12 protein-coding genes are annotated in these 12,786 nt (G+C 72.7%); 5 read left to right on the forward strand and 7 right to left on the reverse strand.

All coding sequences use genetic code 11. The features are described from left to right. Positions 1-81: 81 nt before the first annotated feature. Both ACLJQE_RS35770 and ACLJQE_RS35775 read left to right on the forward strand, forming a co-directional pair. Positions 82-1,209 (forward strand): molecular chaperone DnaK, encoded by a 1,128-nt coding sequence (locus ACLJQE_RS35770; protein WP_410644170.1) that lies wholly within the window; start codon positions 82-84, stop codon positions 1,207-1,209. Further along, positions 1,206-3,581, forward strand: a complete 2,376-nt coding sequence (locus ACLJQE_RS35775) for a LuxR C-terminal-related transcriptional regulator (RefSeq protein ID WP_410643979.1) — start codon at positions 1,206-1,208, stop codon at positions 3,579-3,581. Before ACLJQE_RS35770 ends, ACLJQE_RS35775 begins: the two co-directional genes overlap by 4 nt. Positions 3,582-3,609: 28 nt before the next feature. Here ACLJQE_RS35775 and ACLJQE_RS35780 read toward each other — a convergent pair whose 3' ends face one another. The 3 genes from ACLJQE_RS35780 to ACLJQE_RS35790 are packed head-to-tail and all read right to left on the reverse strand — an operon-like array spanning position 3,610 to position 5,560. After that, a complete protein-coding gene (locus ACLJQE_RS35780; protein ID WP_410643980.1) occupies positions 3,610-4,353 on the reverse strand; it encodes a ferredoxin reductase in 744 nt (247 codons plus the stop codon). Then, positions 4,323-4,922, reverse strand: a complete 600-nt coding sequence (locus ACLJQE_RS35785; RefSeq protein ID WP_410643981.1) for a sulfite oxidase-like oxidoreductase — start codon at positions 4,920-4,922, stop codon at positions 4,323-4,325. The genes ACLJQE_RS35780 and ACLJQE_RS35785 overlap by 31 nt, the downstream gene beginning before the upstream one ends. Before the next feature lie 29 nt (positions 4,923-4,951). After that, positions 4,952-5,560, reverse strand: coding sequence for a pentapeptide repeat-containing protein (locus tag ACLJQE_RS35790; protein WP_410643982.1), 609 nt, complete (start codon positions 5,558-5,560; stop codon positions 4,952-4,954). Positions 5,561-5,601: 41 nt separating this feature from the next. Between ACLJQE_RS35790 and ACLJQE_RS35795 the strand changes: the two genes are divergently transcribed. The 3 genes from ACLJQE_RS35795 to ACLJQE_RS35805 all read left to right on the forward strand — a co-directional run bounded on the left by ACLJQE_RS35795 (position 5,602) and on the right by ACLJQE_RS35805 (position 8,249). Beyond that, positions 5,602-6,510 (forward strand): ornithine cyclodeaminase family protein, encoded by a 909-nt coding sequence (locus ACLJQE_RS35795; protein WP_410643983.1) that lies wholly within the window; start codon positions 5,602-5,604, stop codon positions 6,508-6,510. A 577-nt stretch (positions 6,511-7,087) separates the two neighbouring features. Then, a complete protein-coding gene (locus ACLJQE_RS35800) occupies positions 7,088-7,342 on the forward strand; it encodes a hypothetical protein (protein WP_020643997.1) in 255 nt (84 codons plus the stop codon). A 76-nt stretch (positions 7,343-7,418) separates the two neighbouring features. Further along, entirely contained in the window at positions 7,419-8,249 is an 831-nt protein-coding gene (locus ACLJQE_RS35805) for a hypothetical protein (protein ID WP_410643985.1), read from the forward strand. 118 nt (positions 8,250-8,367) lie between these two features. Here the strand turns inward: ACLJQE_RS35805 and ACLJQE_RS35810 are convergent, their stop codons facing one another. Genes ACLJQE_RS35810 through ACLJQE_RS35825 form a run of 4 tightly spaced genes read right to left on the reverse strand, consistent with a single transcriptional unit; the run spans position 8,368 to position 12,716 of the window. After that, positions 8,368-8,925: a hypothetical protein gene (locus ACLJQE_RS35810; RefSeq protein WP_410643986.1), complete on the reverse strand. Its 558-nt coding sequence runs from the start codon at positions 8,923-8,925 to the stop codon at positions 8,368-8,370. After that, positions 8,925-10,535: an extracellular solute-binding protein gene (locus ACLJQE_RS35815; protein WP_410643987.1), complete on the reverse strand. Its 1,611-nt coding sequence runs from the start codon at positions 10,533-10,535 to the stop codon at positions 8,925-8,927. Before ACLJQE_RS35815 ends, ACLJQE_RS35810 begins: the two co-directional genes overlap by 1 nt. Next, positions 10,532-11,647 (reverse strand): toxic anion resistance protein, encoded by a 1,116-nt coding sequence (locus ACLJQE_RS35820; RefSeq protein ID WP_410643988.1) that lies wholly within the window; start codon positions 11,645-11,647, stop codon positions 10,532-10,534. The genes ACLJQE_RS35815 and ACLJQE_RS35820 overlap by 4 nt, the downstream gene beginning before the upstream one ends. A gap of 1 nt (position 11,648) precedes the next feature. Beyond that, on the reverse strand, positions 11,649-12,716 hold the full coding sequence (locus ACLJQE_RS35825) for a hypothetical protein (protein ID WP_410643989.1): 1,068 nt from the start codon (positions 12,714-12,716) through the stop codon (positions 11,649-11,651). Positions 12,717-12,786: the final 70 nt, after the last annotated feature.

A 12,786-nucleotide genomic window follows, 5' to 3' on the forward strand; every position in this document is an offset into this window, starting at 1 on the left:
CCGTTTGGGTGAGGATGCCCGGAACCCTAGGGGGATTTCATGCCCCCGATCGGCCGCCACGAGGCGAGGAGGAAAGCGCCGTTGCCCTACGTCCTCGGAATCGATGTGGCCCAGGGCCGGACCCACGCCGCGACCTGCCGCCGACAGGGCCCCGGCTGGAGCGAGCCCGAACCCCTCTGGCTGGGTGAACGCTCCCCCGCCGCGGCGTCCGCGCTGTTCCTCGACGACGAGGGGTACCTGCTCACCGGCGACGCCGCCGCGCAGGCGGGCGCGCAGGTCCCGTCCCGGCTGCTCACCGGCTTCCACCGGCGGATCGGCGACGACGTCCCGATGCTCGTCGAAGGGGAGCCGTTCCCGCCCGAGACGCTCACCACCGTGCTCGTCGAAGGGATCGCCGAGCACGCCGCGAACCTGTTCGGTGGCCCCCCGCACCACCTGGTGCTGACCCACCCCGGCGACTGGGGTGGCTACCGCCGTGACGTGCTGCGCCGCGCACTGGCCGACGCCGGCTTCGCCGCGGTCACGCTGGTCCCCGGCTCGATCGCGGCGCTCGGCGCGCACCTGCCCGTCCCCGGGCCCGGCGCCCAGGTCGCCGGGGTCTGCGAGTTCGGCGCCGACGGCGTGAACGTGACGCTGGCGACGGCGAGCGGCGCGAGTGGGTGGCAGCTCGGGCAGAGCGCCGAAGGCGTGTCCCCGGCGGCCGCGCTGAGCACCCTGTTCGCCCTCGCCGGCGCCGCCTCGACGTCTCCCAAGGGGCTCGCCGGCGTGGTGTTCTGCGGCGACGTCCCCCCGCACGCGCCGCCGGCCCGGCCGCCGTGCCCGATGTTCGCGGGACCGGTTCCGCCGGCGACCGCCGCCCTCGGCGCGGCCGCCATCGCGACGCTACGCGCCGAGGGCCGGGGCGCACCCCAGGAACCCCCCGCCGTGGAAACCACCCTGCTCCCCAAGGTGGACACGCTCGGTGAGCTCGGCGAGCGGCCACCACGGCCGCCGGTCGAGATCACGCCGTTCGAACTGCCCGAGCGCACCGGCCCGCTGAACCTGTTCCGGCGGCGGCGCCCGCTGGCCGCCGCGATCCTGGTGCTGGCCGCGGCCGTCTCGGCCGTGGTGATCACCGTCACCGCCCGTGAAGCCACCGCCGGCCCGTCGCCTGCTTCCCCCTCCCCTGCCCCGAGCCACTGCGCCCCCTCCGGTGAAGGTCACTGTTGAACACACTGCTCACGCAGGTTCCCGCGCCGCACACCGTCCCCGTGCACCCGGCGGCGCGGCAGCTGCTCGACCGCGTCGCCGCCGACCCGGCCGCCCCGCTGCGGCTCGCCGTCGTCGCCCCGGGCGGCTACGGCAAGAGCGTGCTGCTCGCCGCGCTCGACCGCCGTTACCGCGAGGCGGGCGTCGACGCGGTGCTGGTCGACGACGCCGACCGGCTCGGCCCCGACCAGCTCGAGGACCTGATCGCCGACGCGGACGGCCCGATCGTCGTCGCGCACCGGCCGGCCGCGGTGGCGCCCGGCTGGACGCTGCTGCAGCTCGGCCCGCTCGGCGTCGAAGACGTGGCGCGGCTGATGTCCGCGGCGACCGGTTCGCCCGCCGACCCGGCGGCCGCGGCCGCGCTGCACGCCCGCAGCGGCGGGGTGCCGCGGCTGGCCGTGCGCGCGCTGCTCGGGCGGCTGGAGGAGTTCCGGCCCGAGCTCGACGAGCTCGACGACGACGTCCTCCGCTACCTGATCGCGGCCGAAGCCGGTGCCGGGCGCAACCTCGACCTGCTGTGCGCGTTGCTCGACCGGCGTCCCGACCAGCTGCCCGCCATCGTCGAGGGCGCCCGGGCGACCGGCCTGCTCGCCCCCGACGACACGCTCCTGCCGCTGGCCGCGGCCGCCGTCCGCGACTTCGGGCCGCCCGCGCGCCGGCTGACGACGGTGCAGCGGCTCGTCGAGCTGCAGCTGGCGAACGGCCTCCCGGTGCTCGACCTGGCCCGGTCCCTGCTCGGCACGGGCAGCTCCGGCGCGTCCGCCGCCGCCGCGTTCGCCGCGGCGGCGAATGAAGCACTGCCGTCGGACGCGCGGCTGGCGACGCGGTTGTTCGAAGCCGCCGCCGAAGCGGGCGACCGCTCTCCGGCCGTCACGGCGGGCTGGGCGCGCGCGGCCGCGTTGTCCGGCGACCTCGACACGGCGCTGCGGCTCGGCGACGGGATGCTCGGCGCCGCCGACGCGGAAACCCGGGCGGCGGGTGCGGACATCGCGGCGACCGTGCTGGCCCACCGCGGCGAACTGGCCCGCAGCGCCGAGCTGTACCACTGGGCGGGGCGCGCCGACGCGTTCTCGGCGACGGCCCTGGTCGGCACGGGCGATATCGAGGGCGCCCGGCGCCTGCTCGACTCCCCCGCACCCGGCGTCGCACCGACGCTGTTCGCCGGCGCGGCCACCCGGATGGCCCGCGGCATCGTCGATTCGGTGTCCGGCTGCGCGACCGAGACGTTGTCGACGCTGCTGGGCGCGGCCGCGATGCTGGAGCCCGCGCTCGGCGGAACGTTGCTCCCGGACAGCCCGGCCGCGCTGGCCGCCCTCGTCGCGTTGCACACGGGCGAGCTGGCGCTGGCGGAGTCCGTGCTCGCCCGCGCGCTCGACGGCGGGATCGGCGGGGACCTGCTGGCCGCGCGGCACCGGCTGCTGCTGGGCTGGGTCGCGATGACGGCGGGCGACCTGGCGAAGGCCGCGGAGCACCGCGACGCCGTCGCGGGCCGGCCGCTCGAAGCGCGTGACGAGCTGTTCTTCGCGACGCTGGAGCTCGGCCTGGCGCGGCGGGCCAGCGACCTCGTCGGCCTGCAGCGGTCGTGGAACCGGGCGTACCAGGCATCGATGCGGCAGCAGGCGGACCTGTTCACGTTGCTGCCACTGGGCGAGCTGGCGATCGCCGCGGCCCGCACCGGCGCGTTCGCCAAGCTGTCCGGCCAGTTCGAACGCGCCCACGGCCTGCTCGCCCGGCTCGGCGAACCTCCACTGTGGACGGTTTCACTGGTCTGGCACGAGCTGCACGCGGCCATCACGCTGGAGGACGCGGACGCGGTCAAGGCCCACCTGGCCACGTTGACCACCCACGCCCACTGCGGCCGCCACCCCCGCGCACTGGCCACGGCCGCCCAGGGCTGGCTGGCGGTGCTGGGCGGAACCTTCGACCCGGACGCCATCACGGCCGCGGCGGCCGAGCTGCACGACCTCGGCCTGCGCTGGGACGCGGCCCGCCTGGCCGGCCAGGCGGCCATCCGCACCTCCGACCGCAAGGCCATGGTCCAGCTCCTGGAGGCGGCCCGCCAGTTCCAGGGCACAGCCGCCCGCCGCGAACCCGGGGCCTCGTCGGAACCGGCGGCGGGCGCGGGCTTGGCGGCGCTGAGCGAGCGCGAGCTGGAGGTGGCCCGCTTGATCGTGGAGGGGCTGACGTACAAGCAGGCGGGCAGCAAGCTGTTCATTTCGGGCAAGACGGTGGAGCACCACATGGCCCGGATCCGGGGCAAGCTCGGCGCGGCGGACCGCCGGGAGCTGCTGGCCACCCTGCGCGAACTGCTCACCCGCCCGGACGCCACCTGACCTCGGACGCCAGGAAAGAGTCGTTCAGTCAGTCGCGGCTGGGGCCGAAGCGTTCGGTGCGGATGCGGTGCGGGTCGTGGCCGAGGGCGACCAGGATGTCCGCCACCGTCTCCACGAAACCCGTCGGGCCGCAGACGAAGCACGACGCGCCGAACTCCGCGGGCCAGCCCGCCGTGTTGATCGTCGCCACGTCGATGCGGCGGGGCAGGCCCGGACGGCCGTCGGGCTGCTCGCGCGTGTACACGTACGTCACGTCCACGCCCGCCACCGGCGTGCGCAGTTCGTCCGCGTAGTACAGCTCCGCCGGGGTGCGCAGCGAATAGATCAGCTTGAACGGCGTGCGGACGCCCGCCGCGCGGCGAGCGCGGATCATCGCCATCAGCGGGACGATGCCCGAGCCGCCGGCGATCAGGAGCACGGGGGCCGGGTCCGTCGGGCGCCAGGCGAACCAGCCGCCGATCGGGCCACGGATCTCGACCGGGTCGCCGATCGCGTACGGACCGGTGAGGTGCTCGGACACCTCGCCGTCGGCGACGCGCTGCACCGTCAGCTCCACCCGGTCGCCGTCCGCCGGCGCCGCGAGCGAATAGCTGCGCTGCGCGCAGTAGCCGCCCGCGGCGGTGAGCCGGACGTCGACGTGCTGCCCCGCCAGGTGTCCCGGCCAGCCGGGCAGGTCGAAGACGAGCGTGCGGGCCGTCGGCGTCTCGTCGCGGAATCCGGCCAGGCGGGCGACCCGCCAGGCTAGTCGCCCTGATACCGCTGTTCGCGCCATGGATCCCCGTAGTCGTGGTAGCCGGCGTTCTCCCAGAAGCCCGGTTCGTCCCGGGTCTTCAGCTCCAGCCCGCGCACCCACTTCGCGGACTTCCAGAAGTACAGGTGCGGCACGAGCAGCCGCGCCGGGCCGCCGTGCTCGGGGGTCAGCGGCTTGCCGCCGTACTCGTAGGCGATCCAGGCCTGCCCGTCGAGCAGGTCCGCCAGCGGCAGGTTCGTCGTGTACCCGCCGTAGGCGTGCACCATGACGTAGTCGGCCTCGGTGCCGAGCCCGCCGACCAGCGTGTCGATCGAGACGCCGCGCCACCGGGTGTCCAGTTTGGACCACTGGGTGACGCAGTGGATGTCTGCTGTGGGCTTCTCGCTGGGCAGCGCCATCAGCTCGGCCCAGTTCCAGCTGTGTTTCTCGCCCGCCTCGGTGGTGACGGTGAATTCCCACGTTTCGGTGCGCACGCGCGGGGTCGGGCCCGCCGACAGCACCGGGAAGTCTTCGGCCAGGTACTGCCCGGGTGGCAGCCGCGGGTTGCCACTGCGCGCCCGGCCCTGGAAACCCGGTGTCACGACACCCATGCGGCTCTCCCTTCCCGATCGCGACGAGCCTACGCCCGGACCCGCAGCCCCAGCGACGTGACGAGCACCGCAGCCTGTTCGGGTGACACGATCGCCCCGGTCAGCTCGGCGTTCAGCGGGTCGAGCGCCGACAGGTCGCTGCCCCGCAGCTCGGCTTTCGGCAGCTTGACGGCGTGCAGCAGCGCCCCGGACAGGTCGACGTCGGCGAAGACCGCGCCTGCGCAGTTCGCCCCGGTGAGGTCGGCTTCCCGCATCCGGACCCCCTGGAAGGTGACCGTCCGCAGGTCGGCGCCCGCCAGCCCGGCGAAGGACCAGTCCCCGCCGGTGACCCGCAACGGCCGCAGCCCGCACTCGGTGAACGTGGCGCCGACGAGCTTGCACCCGGTGAATTCGGCGTCGAAGAAGTTGCACCGCTTGAAGGCGCAGCCGGTGAACGCCGAGTCCGTGTGCCGCGACGCGTTGAAGCGCACGTTGCCGAACACGCAGTCGGTGAAGACCGAGTTCCGCGTGACCGCCTCCGACAAGTCGGCTTCGTGGAACTCGCACCGCACGTAGTGCCGCCCGGTGATCTCCTCCCCGTACCAGTCGTCGCGGAAGAACCGTTGCTCCTCGACGGGATCTTGCGTGGCCTCGGACATCCCGTCAGGCTAGCGGCAGACCCGACACCGGAGGGCCGCGCATGTTCGACGCCGACGACGTCCGGACGGCCGTGCCGATGGCGGCCGCGGTCGAAGCGGTCCGCGAGGCGTTCCTCGACCTCGCCGCCGGCCGTTTCGTGGTGCCGCAACGGTTGTCCTTCGCCGGAGCCACGACGCTCGTGATGACCGCCTGCCACACCCCGTCGTCGACGACCGTGGTGAAGTCGCTCAGCCTGGTCCCCGGCCGGACGCCGACGATCCTGGGCACGCTGGTGTGGAACACCACCGACGGCCAGGTGGTCGCCGACGCCGTCGAGGTCACCACCCTGCGCACCGGCGCGGTGTCCGGCGTCGCCACGGACCTGCTCGCCCCGCCCTCGGCGAGCCGCCTGGCCCTGCTCGGCACCGGAGCCCAGGCCGCCGACCAGGTGCGCGCCGTGGCAGCGGTGCGCCCGGTGCGGCACGTGGCGGTGTTCGGCCGCGACCGCTCGCGCGCGCAGGCGCTGGCCGACCGGTTGCGCGCCGAATTCCCGGAGGTGACGGTACGGGTGGCGTCGAGCGCCCCGGACGCGGTGTCGGACGCGGAGATCGTGTGTTGTGCTACTTCGTCCGGTTCTCCTCTCTTCGCTGCCGATGACTTGCCGGAACGCGTGCACGTCAACGCGATCGGGTCGTACCGGCCGTCCATGCGGGAACTGCCGGCCGAACTGCTCGCCACCGCGGGGTGCGTGGTGGTGGATCAGGCCGGCGCGGCGCTCGAGGAGGCCGGTGAGGTGATCCACGCCGTCGACGCCGGGCTGCTGGACCGGGCCGACCTGGTCGAGCTGGGCTCGGCCCTGCTCACGCCCCCGGCGGTGACCGGGCGGACCGTGTTCAAGTCCGTCGGGCTCGCCGTGCAGGACTGGGCCATCGCCCGCCTGCTCGGCGAGGCGGCGGCGGTGCGGCCTTAGGCGAACCGGCGAGGTGCCGTGGGGTTGCGTCCCGGACGGAGCTCGCCGCCGATTCGCGCTGCCGGGCCTCGCCGCTGACCGGCACCCGCAGGCGGGCCCTCCGGCTCGCCATTCGGCACCGAGCCGGCCGCCGCATGCTCGGTGAGCAGCCGACGGGGGCGCGGACGGGCCGCCGCCGCGCCTACCCGCAGTCGAACCGAGACGACCACACGCGCAGCCGGACCAAGACGGACCGCACCCGCAGCCCTGCGGACGGCAGTCGGATCGGGACCGACGACCCGCGCAGCCCGCGGCCAGCAACCGCACCAAGACCGACGACCCACACAACCCCCGGCCAGCAGCCGGACGGACGGCGCCCGTACCCAGGCGGACGGCGCGCGTACCCGGATGGACGGCACTCGGAAGCCGGCGGGCGGGACCGCGCTCGGTTGCTCACTGGCTGCTCCGAAGCGCTGACGGAGAGCAAGAGAAGCGGCCGAACGGCGCAATCTGGGGGTTGGAGCGTTTGATCGGTCACCCGATCCGGGAATTTTGCGGCATGTCTCCTTGGCGAACCACCACCAGACGGAACACGGCCGTGCGGGTCATCACGGCGATCGGCGCGATCTTCGCGGGGATCGAAGTTCTCTACATGATCATGGTGCTCGCCGGTGCCAACGCCGGCAATGCTTTCTTCCAGTTCATCAAGTCACTGGCGGTTCCTCTCGCTCTGTTCTGGCCCGGTTTGTTCCCGGTCGACAGCCCGAGCCTGGCCGTGATCCTCGACTTCGGCCTGGCCGCGGTGTTCTGGCTGGTCGTGACCGGCATCATCGCCCGCTTCGCGGGCCGGTGACCGGAGACGATCCGCTGAGCCACCCGCGAACCACCCGCCGTCGCCGCCGACGGTGTCCTTGGGCGACACTGGACGGATGAGCGACGGCAGGTGGTTCGACGGCTGGTCACCCTGGCCCGAGCTGGCCGGGCTGGCCGCGGCCGGGCGTTCGCTGCTGCCGAACGTCCCGGTCACGCCGGCCGCCTTGGCGCGCACTGTCACCGAGCAGCTCGTCGGGCGCAGGCTGACGGCGAAGGTGGGCGACCGCGAAGTCGGCCTCACCCTCGCCGAGCTCGACTACCCGGCCGACAGCTTCCGGCTGGCCACCGGACGCCTCGGCGACGTCCGGATCGTCGCCGAGGACGTCGATTGGCCGGAGCCGGACGCCGAAGACGGCGGCGAGCCCGGCAGCATCCCGCTGCGCCGTGTCACCGTGCTCGCCGAAGACGTCCGCCTCCGCTCGCTGCCCACGCCGGCCGCCAAACCCGCGCGGGTGCAGCTGGCGATCGCCGTCTCCGCCGACGTGCTGCGGGACCGGGTGGCGAAAGCCCGCCCCGGGATCGTCGCGACCCCGGACGACGGCGGCCTGCTGCGGATCCACTGGGCCAAGCGACCCCATTGGGGCCACCTGACCCTTCGCCCGCAGGTGGCGGACGACGGCGTGGTGCTCGTGCCGCAGACCCTCCACATCGGACAGCGGCAGCTGCGGCCGCCCCGGCGCTTTCAGCCCATCGTGCTTCCGCTGCCGGAACTCCCGCCCGGCTTGAAACTGACGAAGGTGGAGCCACGGCACGACGAGCTCGTGCTGCACACAGTGGCGGAGGAATGGCCGGAACGCCTTTCCCGCATTCCCCTGACGGATCTGCTGAGCTGGCTGACCACCGCAGCCATGACTCTGACCCTGCCGATACTGGGCGCGCGTCCATAGTTTCTCCCCCTTTTGCCGACGGGAGCCGAATTGGCTCACATCGACCAAGCTACTCGAACGCGCGTTCGAACTCATCACTCACACGGGTACACCTGGAAACCCTGTGACCGCACCGAAATCAGCCGTCCCGCTCCCGCAAGTACCGGGTGTGATCGGCCTGCCGGTCGACGTCGGCCGAGTAGAACCGCTCCGCCACGCGGTGGGCCTCGGCTTCGAGCAACCCGAGCTGTGCCACCAGTTCCTCCCCCGCGTTCGTGCGCCGGGCCGCAAACCACCACGGCAGGTTCAGGTAAGTCTCCAGCGACAGCGGCAAATCGGTCTGCGCCAGCCGGACGACGGCGTGCTGCAGATCGGGATCGGCCGCCAGGCGCGCCGGCTTGGCCAGCAGGTCGGCGAGCACCTCGGCGATCCGCCGTACCGTGTCCACAGTAGACGGCGGCATCGAGGACGAAGACACCGAAGCCACCAGCGAGTCCAGGGAATCCCGCAGTCGTTCGGTCGTGTCCGGAACGAGCTTGACCTTCTCCCCCGGCGCCAGCAGCGCCCCCGCGAGGTACAGCGCGACCACGACCGCCCACCAGAACGAACCCACGACCCCGGTCAGGTACAGCACAATGCCGGCCAGCCCGCCGACGCAGCCGGCGAGGTTCTTGGTCGATCCCAGATAACGCAGCATCACTGGTACCCGCGAATCTCCTGGAACACCCGGGACAGCTGGACGTTCCGCGCGTCGAACACCTTCCCGCCGCTGCGGGTGGCGACCTGCGTCAGCTCGTCGCTGCTGCCTTCGCCGAACAAGACCGTGAACACGGGGACCTGTTTCATCGCGGGCGGAAGCACCGCGAACGACGTCAGGAAATCCGGCAACGACGAGCCGTTCGCGTTCTCGCCGTCGGTCATCAGCACGATCGAGGTGAACCGGTCGGGATCCTTGGCGGCCAGCGGTTCCAGCACCCGGTACGCCCGCGTGAGGCTGTCGTAGATGGCCGTCCCGCCGCGCGCCTCCAGGCCGTCGGCGAACGCCTTGATCCGGCCCAGCTCACCCTGCGGGTCCTGCTCCGGCACGGTGAACGTCCGCGCCGCTCCGGGCCCGGTGTTGAACGGCAGCATCGTCACCTCCTCCCGGCTCCGGAACCGCCGGAACCGGCCGGTCAGCGACGTGTCCGCGCCCGTCAGCCCGACCAGGGCGGCCCGGAGCGAGCCGATCCGGTCGCCCGCCATCGAACCGGACGTGTCGAGCACGTACAGCGTCCGCGAAGGCCGCCGGAGCTTGTCGAAGTAGGCCGACAGCAACGCGTCGACGGCCTGCTGCGTCGCCGGGAACGGCAGCTCGACCAGGTCGCGCTGCGTGAACTGCGGCCCCAGCGCGACCCCGGGCACGACCGGCCGCCGCCCGGTGGTCTCCATGATCCGCTGCTGGATCTCCGGCGTCCGCAGGTGGTCCGAGAGCCGCTGGTGGGCCGAACGCGCGTCGGAACCGGCGTCCGCCAGCAGGGAAAGCGGGTAGTCCGCCGTGACGACGCCGTCGCTCGGGTAGATCAGCGTCAACGGTTCGGGCAGTTTCCCGGAGGCGTTCGCCGACAGCAGCACGGACTCGTAGTTGACCAGCCCGTCGACCTTCTGCCCCGGGTCCTGGCCGGTGGCGCGCCGCGTGTACGCGTCGGACAACCAGCCCGAAGACCCCGCCGAGAGCGCTTGCGCGCTGAAGAACTGCGTCAGCTGCGGGGTGACCGAAGCGATCTGCTGGGCGTCGATCGCGTTGCCCGCGCCCGCCAGCGCCGACGCGACGCCGACCAGTGCCGAGAACCCGGAGTTCGACGCCGACGGGTCCGTCATCCCGTAGCTGAACGCCTTCTTCCCCGCCTGCGCCGCGATCTCGCCCCAGCTGACCGGCTTGCCGGCCCAGCCCAGCCGCTGGACGACCGAGGTGGCCAGGCCCAGCACCACCGGCGAACTCATGATCTTCACCTGGTTCCCGAGCCGCTTCGCCGCCTCGGGAATGCTTGCCGGGTACCGGTTGGAAGAGAACCACACGGCGTCGTACCGGCCGTCGACACTGCCGTTCGCCAGCGCTTCGGCACCTTCGAGGGTCCCGGTGAAGGTGAACTTGACCTTGATCCCGATGGCCTTCGCGGCCTCGTCGAGCACCGGCTGCAGGTCCGCCAGCTCGCTGCCCGCGAGCACCCTGAGCGTCCCCGGCTCAGGCTCCCCCAGCGGCGCGGAGGACGGGTCCGAACACCCCGCCAGCAGCAACACGCCCAAGCAGAGCGCCAAAACCTTCCTCATCGGTCCCCCTCGTGTGAACGGCGCAGGTGGTCCTCGGCCCGGCGGATCTCGCCGGACAGCGACTCGACCGTGACGGCCATCGTGCGGACGGCGTCGGCGCGGAACCCGTCGATCGCGTCGATCGTGGCGTAGATCCGGTCGAACGACTCGCGGAGCGTGCCGACCGCGCCGGCCGGATCGCTGCTCGCTTTCCGGATCTCCGCGGACTGCAGGTCCAGGAGCTCGGTGTTGGCGCGGATCAGCCCGTCGGTGGTCGCCTGCAGGGCGGCGACCTCGTCGAGGACGTCTCGCTGTCCCGCGAGGGCGGCCGAGACGAGCAGCGCGACGCGTAGCGCGGACACCGTCGTCGACACCGCCCGTTCGACGCCGCGGATGAGCTCGTCGTTGGTGCGGCGCACCAGGTCCAGCGCGAGGTACCCCTGTGCGCTCACGGCCAGCTGCGTGAGCAGGTCCTGGTGCCGCTGCCGGATCGGGTACAGGACGTCGCCGCGCAGGGCCTGCGCGCGCAGCGGGTCGGCCAGGTCGAAGACCGAAGCCTGCCGCTCGATGGCGGCGTCGACGGCTTCGGCGAACGCGGCCGCCTCGGCGAGCTTCCCCAGCACCTTCCACAGCCGCCCGCGTTCGCCCTTGATCGCGGCGTTGTCGCGCCGCAACCGGTCCTGCCGCGTGCGCAGGTCGAGGACGAGGGCGTTCACCGGCTCGTTCGCCGCGTGGTACCGGTCGAGTGCCCGCTTCGCACTGCCCGCCAGCGGGAACACCCCCAGCAGCTTCCGCCCGGTGAGCGGCAGCTTCGCCGGGTCCAGCTCGGCGACGGTCCGGCGCAGCCCGGCCAGGCTCGTCGTGACCTGCTCCTGCGGGGAAGCGGCGCCACGCAGGGAGCGGTCCAGCATCGCCCCGGCGACGCCGGCGGCCGCGCGCATGTCGGCCTCGCCGACGGCCAGCAGGTCGTCCAGGAGATCGGTGAACTCGGGCGAACGGACGTCGAGTGCCTCCAGCCGCGAAGCGAAGACGTCGGCTCGGGCGGCGATCTCGGCCCGGGTGTCGTCCCCGAGCGTCACGAGCCCCGCGGCGCGCTCGGCGGGGATGGCGGTGACCGGCGTCAGCCCGTCCATGTCAGTACCGCTTGCCGACGGCGTCGAGCAGCCGCTCGAGGGTCTCGAACGACGGCGGCTCGATCGCGTCCACGAGGTCGGCCGGCGCCTTCGCCCGCGCGGCGACCTCGGCGAAGCGCTTCGGGTCGGTGGTGCGGAAGCCGAACGTCGCCGCGAGGCGGCCCAGCTCGGGGTCGGTCGCGAGCAGCTGCCCGACCTTGTCACCGCCGGGCGTCAACGGCACCAGCGTGTGCTTCGAATACACCGTCGGAGCGGTGTAGAGCATCCGCATGTCCGGCCGGATCGACCCGTCGCCGCGCACCACCCGGTCCACGAACTGCGACTCGTAGATCAGCGCCAGTGGTGTCTTGCCCATCCCCGCGGACAGGTAGTCCTCGAACGGCCCTTCGGTGCTGTTCTGCGTGTACCCCTGATCGAGGAAGAGCTTCGCCACCGACGGCAGCACCTTCGCCTCCTGCTCCGGCGTGCTGACGACGGCGTTCCCGTTGGCCACGAAGGAAACGATCGACAGGTACATCGCCGCGGAGTTCGACTCCCGCGGGTCGGTCGTGGTGACCAGGACGTTCTTGCGGGCCGGGTAGGCGGTGTTGCCGGGCAGCTGGTCCCAGCGCGTTCCCGCCAGCTCCAGGTACTTCGCGACGTCGAGGACGTCGTAGTCACCGGCACCCTTGCGGACGACCCCGTTCGCGCGCAGCAGAGCCACGATCGGCTCGAAGCTCGCGATCGCCATCGGCGACTGGAACGGCGTGTACACCGTGGTGACCTTGCGGTCGCGCTGGATCTTCTGGGCGGCCGGCGACGACGACGGGAAGGCGAACGCGTACTTCCCGACGTCCACGGTCGTCGCGATCTGCCGCGAACCGGCCGTGTCGACCTCGACCTTCAGCCCGTGGCGGGCGAAGGCGTCGACGACGCGCTGGTCGGTGAAGAAGGCCTGCTTCTCCGACCCGATCACGCCGCGCACGGTCGTGGCGCCTTGGGCGGTGTCTTCCCCGCGCCCCCACACGATCACCGCCACGACGGCCAGCAGGAGCACCACGGCCAGTCCGATCGACACCCGGCGTTTCACGAGCCACTCCCCTCAGCCGCCTTCGCCCATTTGACGCGGTAAGGGGCCGGTTCGAAGTGAACAGCGGGTG

Source organism: Amycolatopsis sp. lyj-346 (assembly GCF_046548975.1).
In the GTDB taxonomy this organism is placed as follows: domain Bacteria; phylum Actinomycetota; class Actinomycetes; order Mycobacteriales; family Pseudonocardiaceae; genus Amycolatopsis.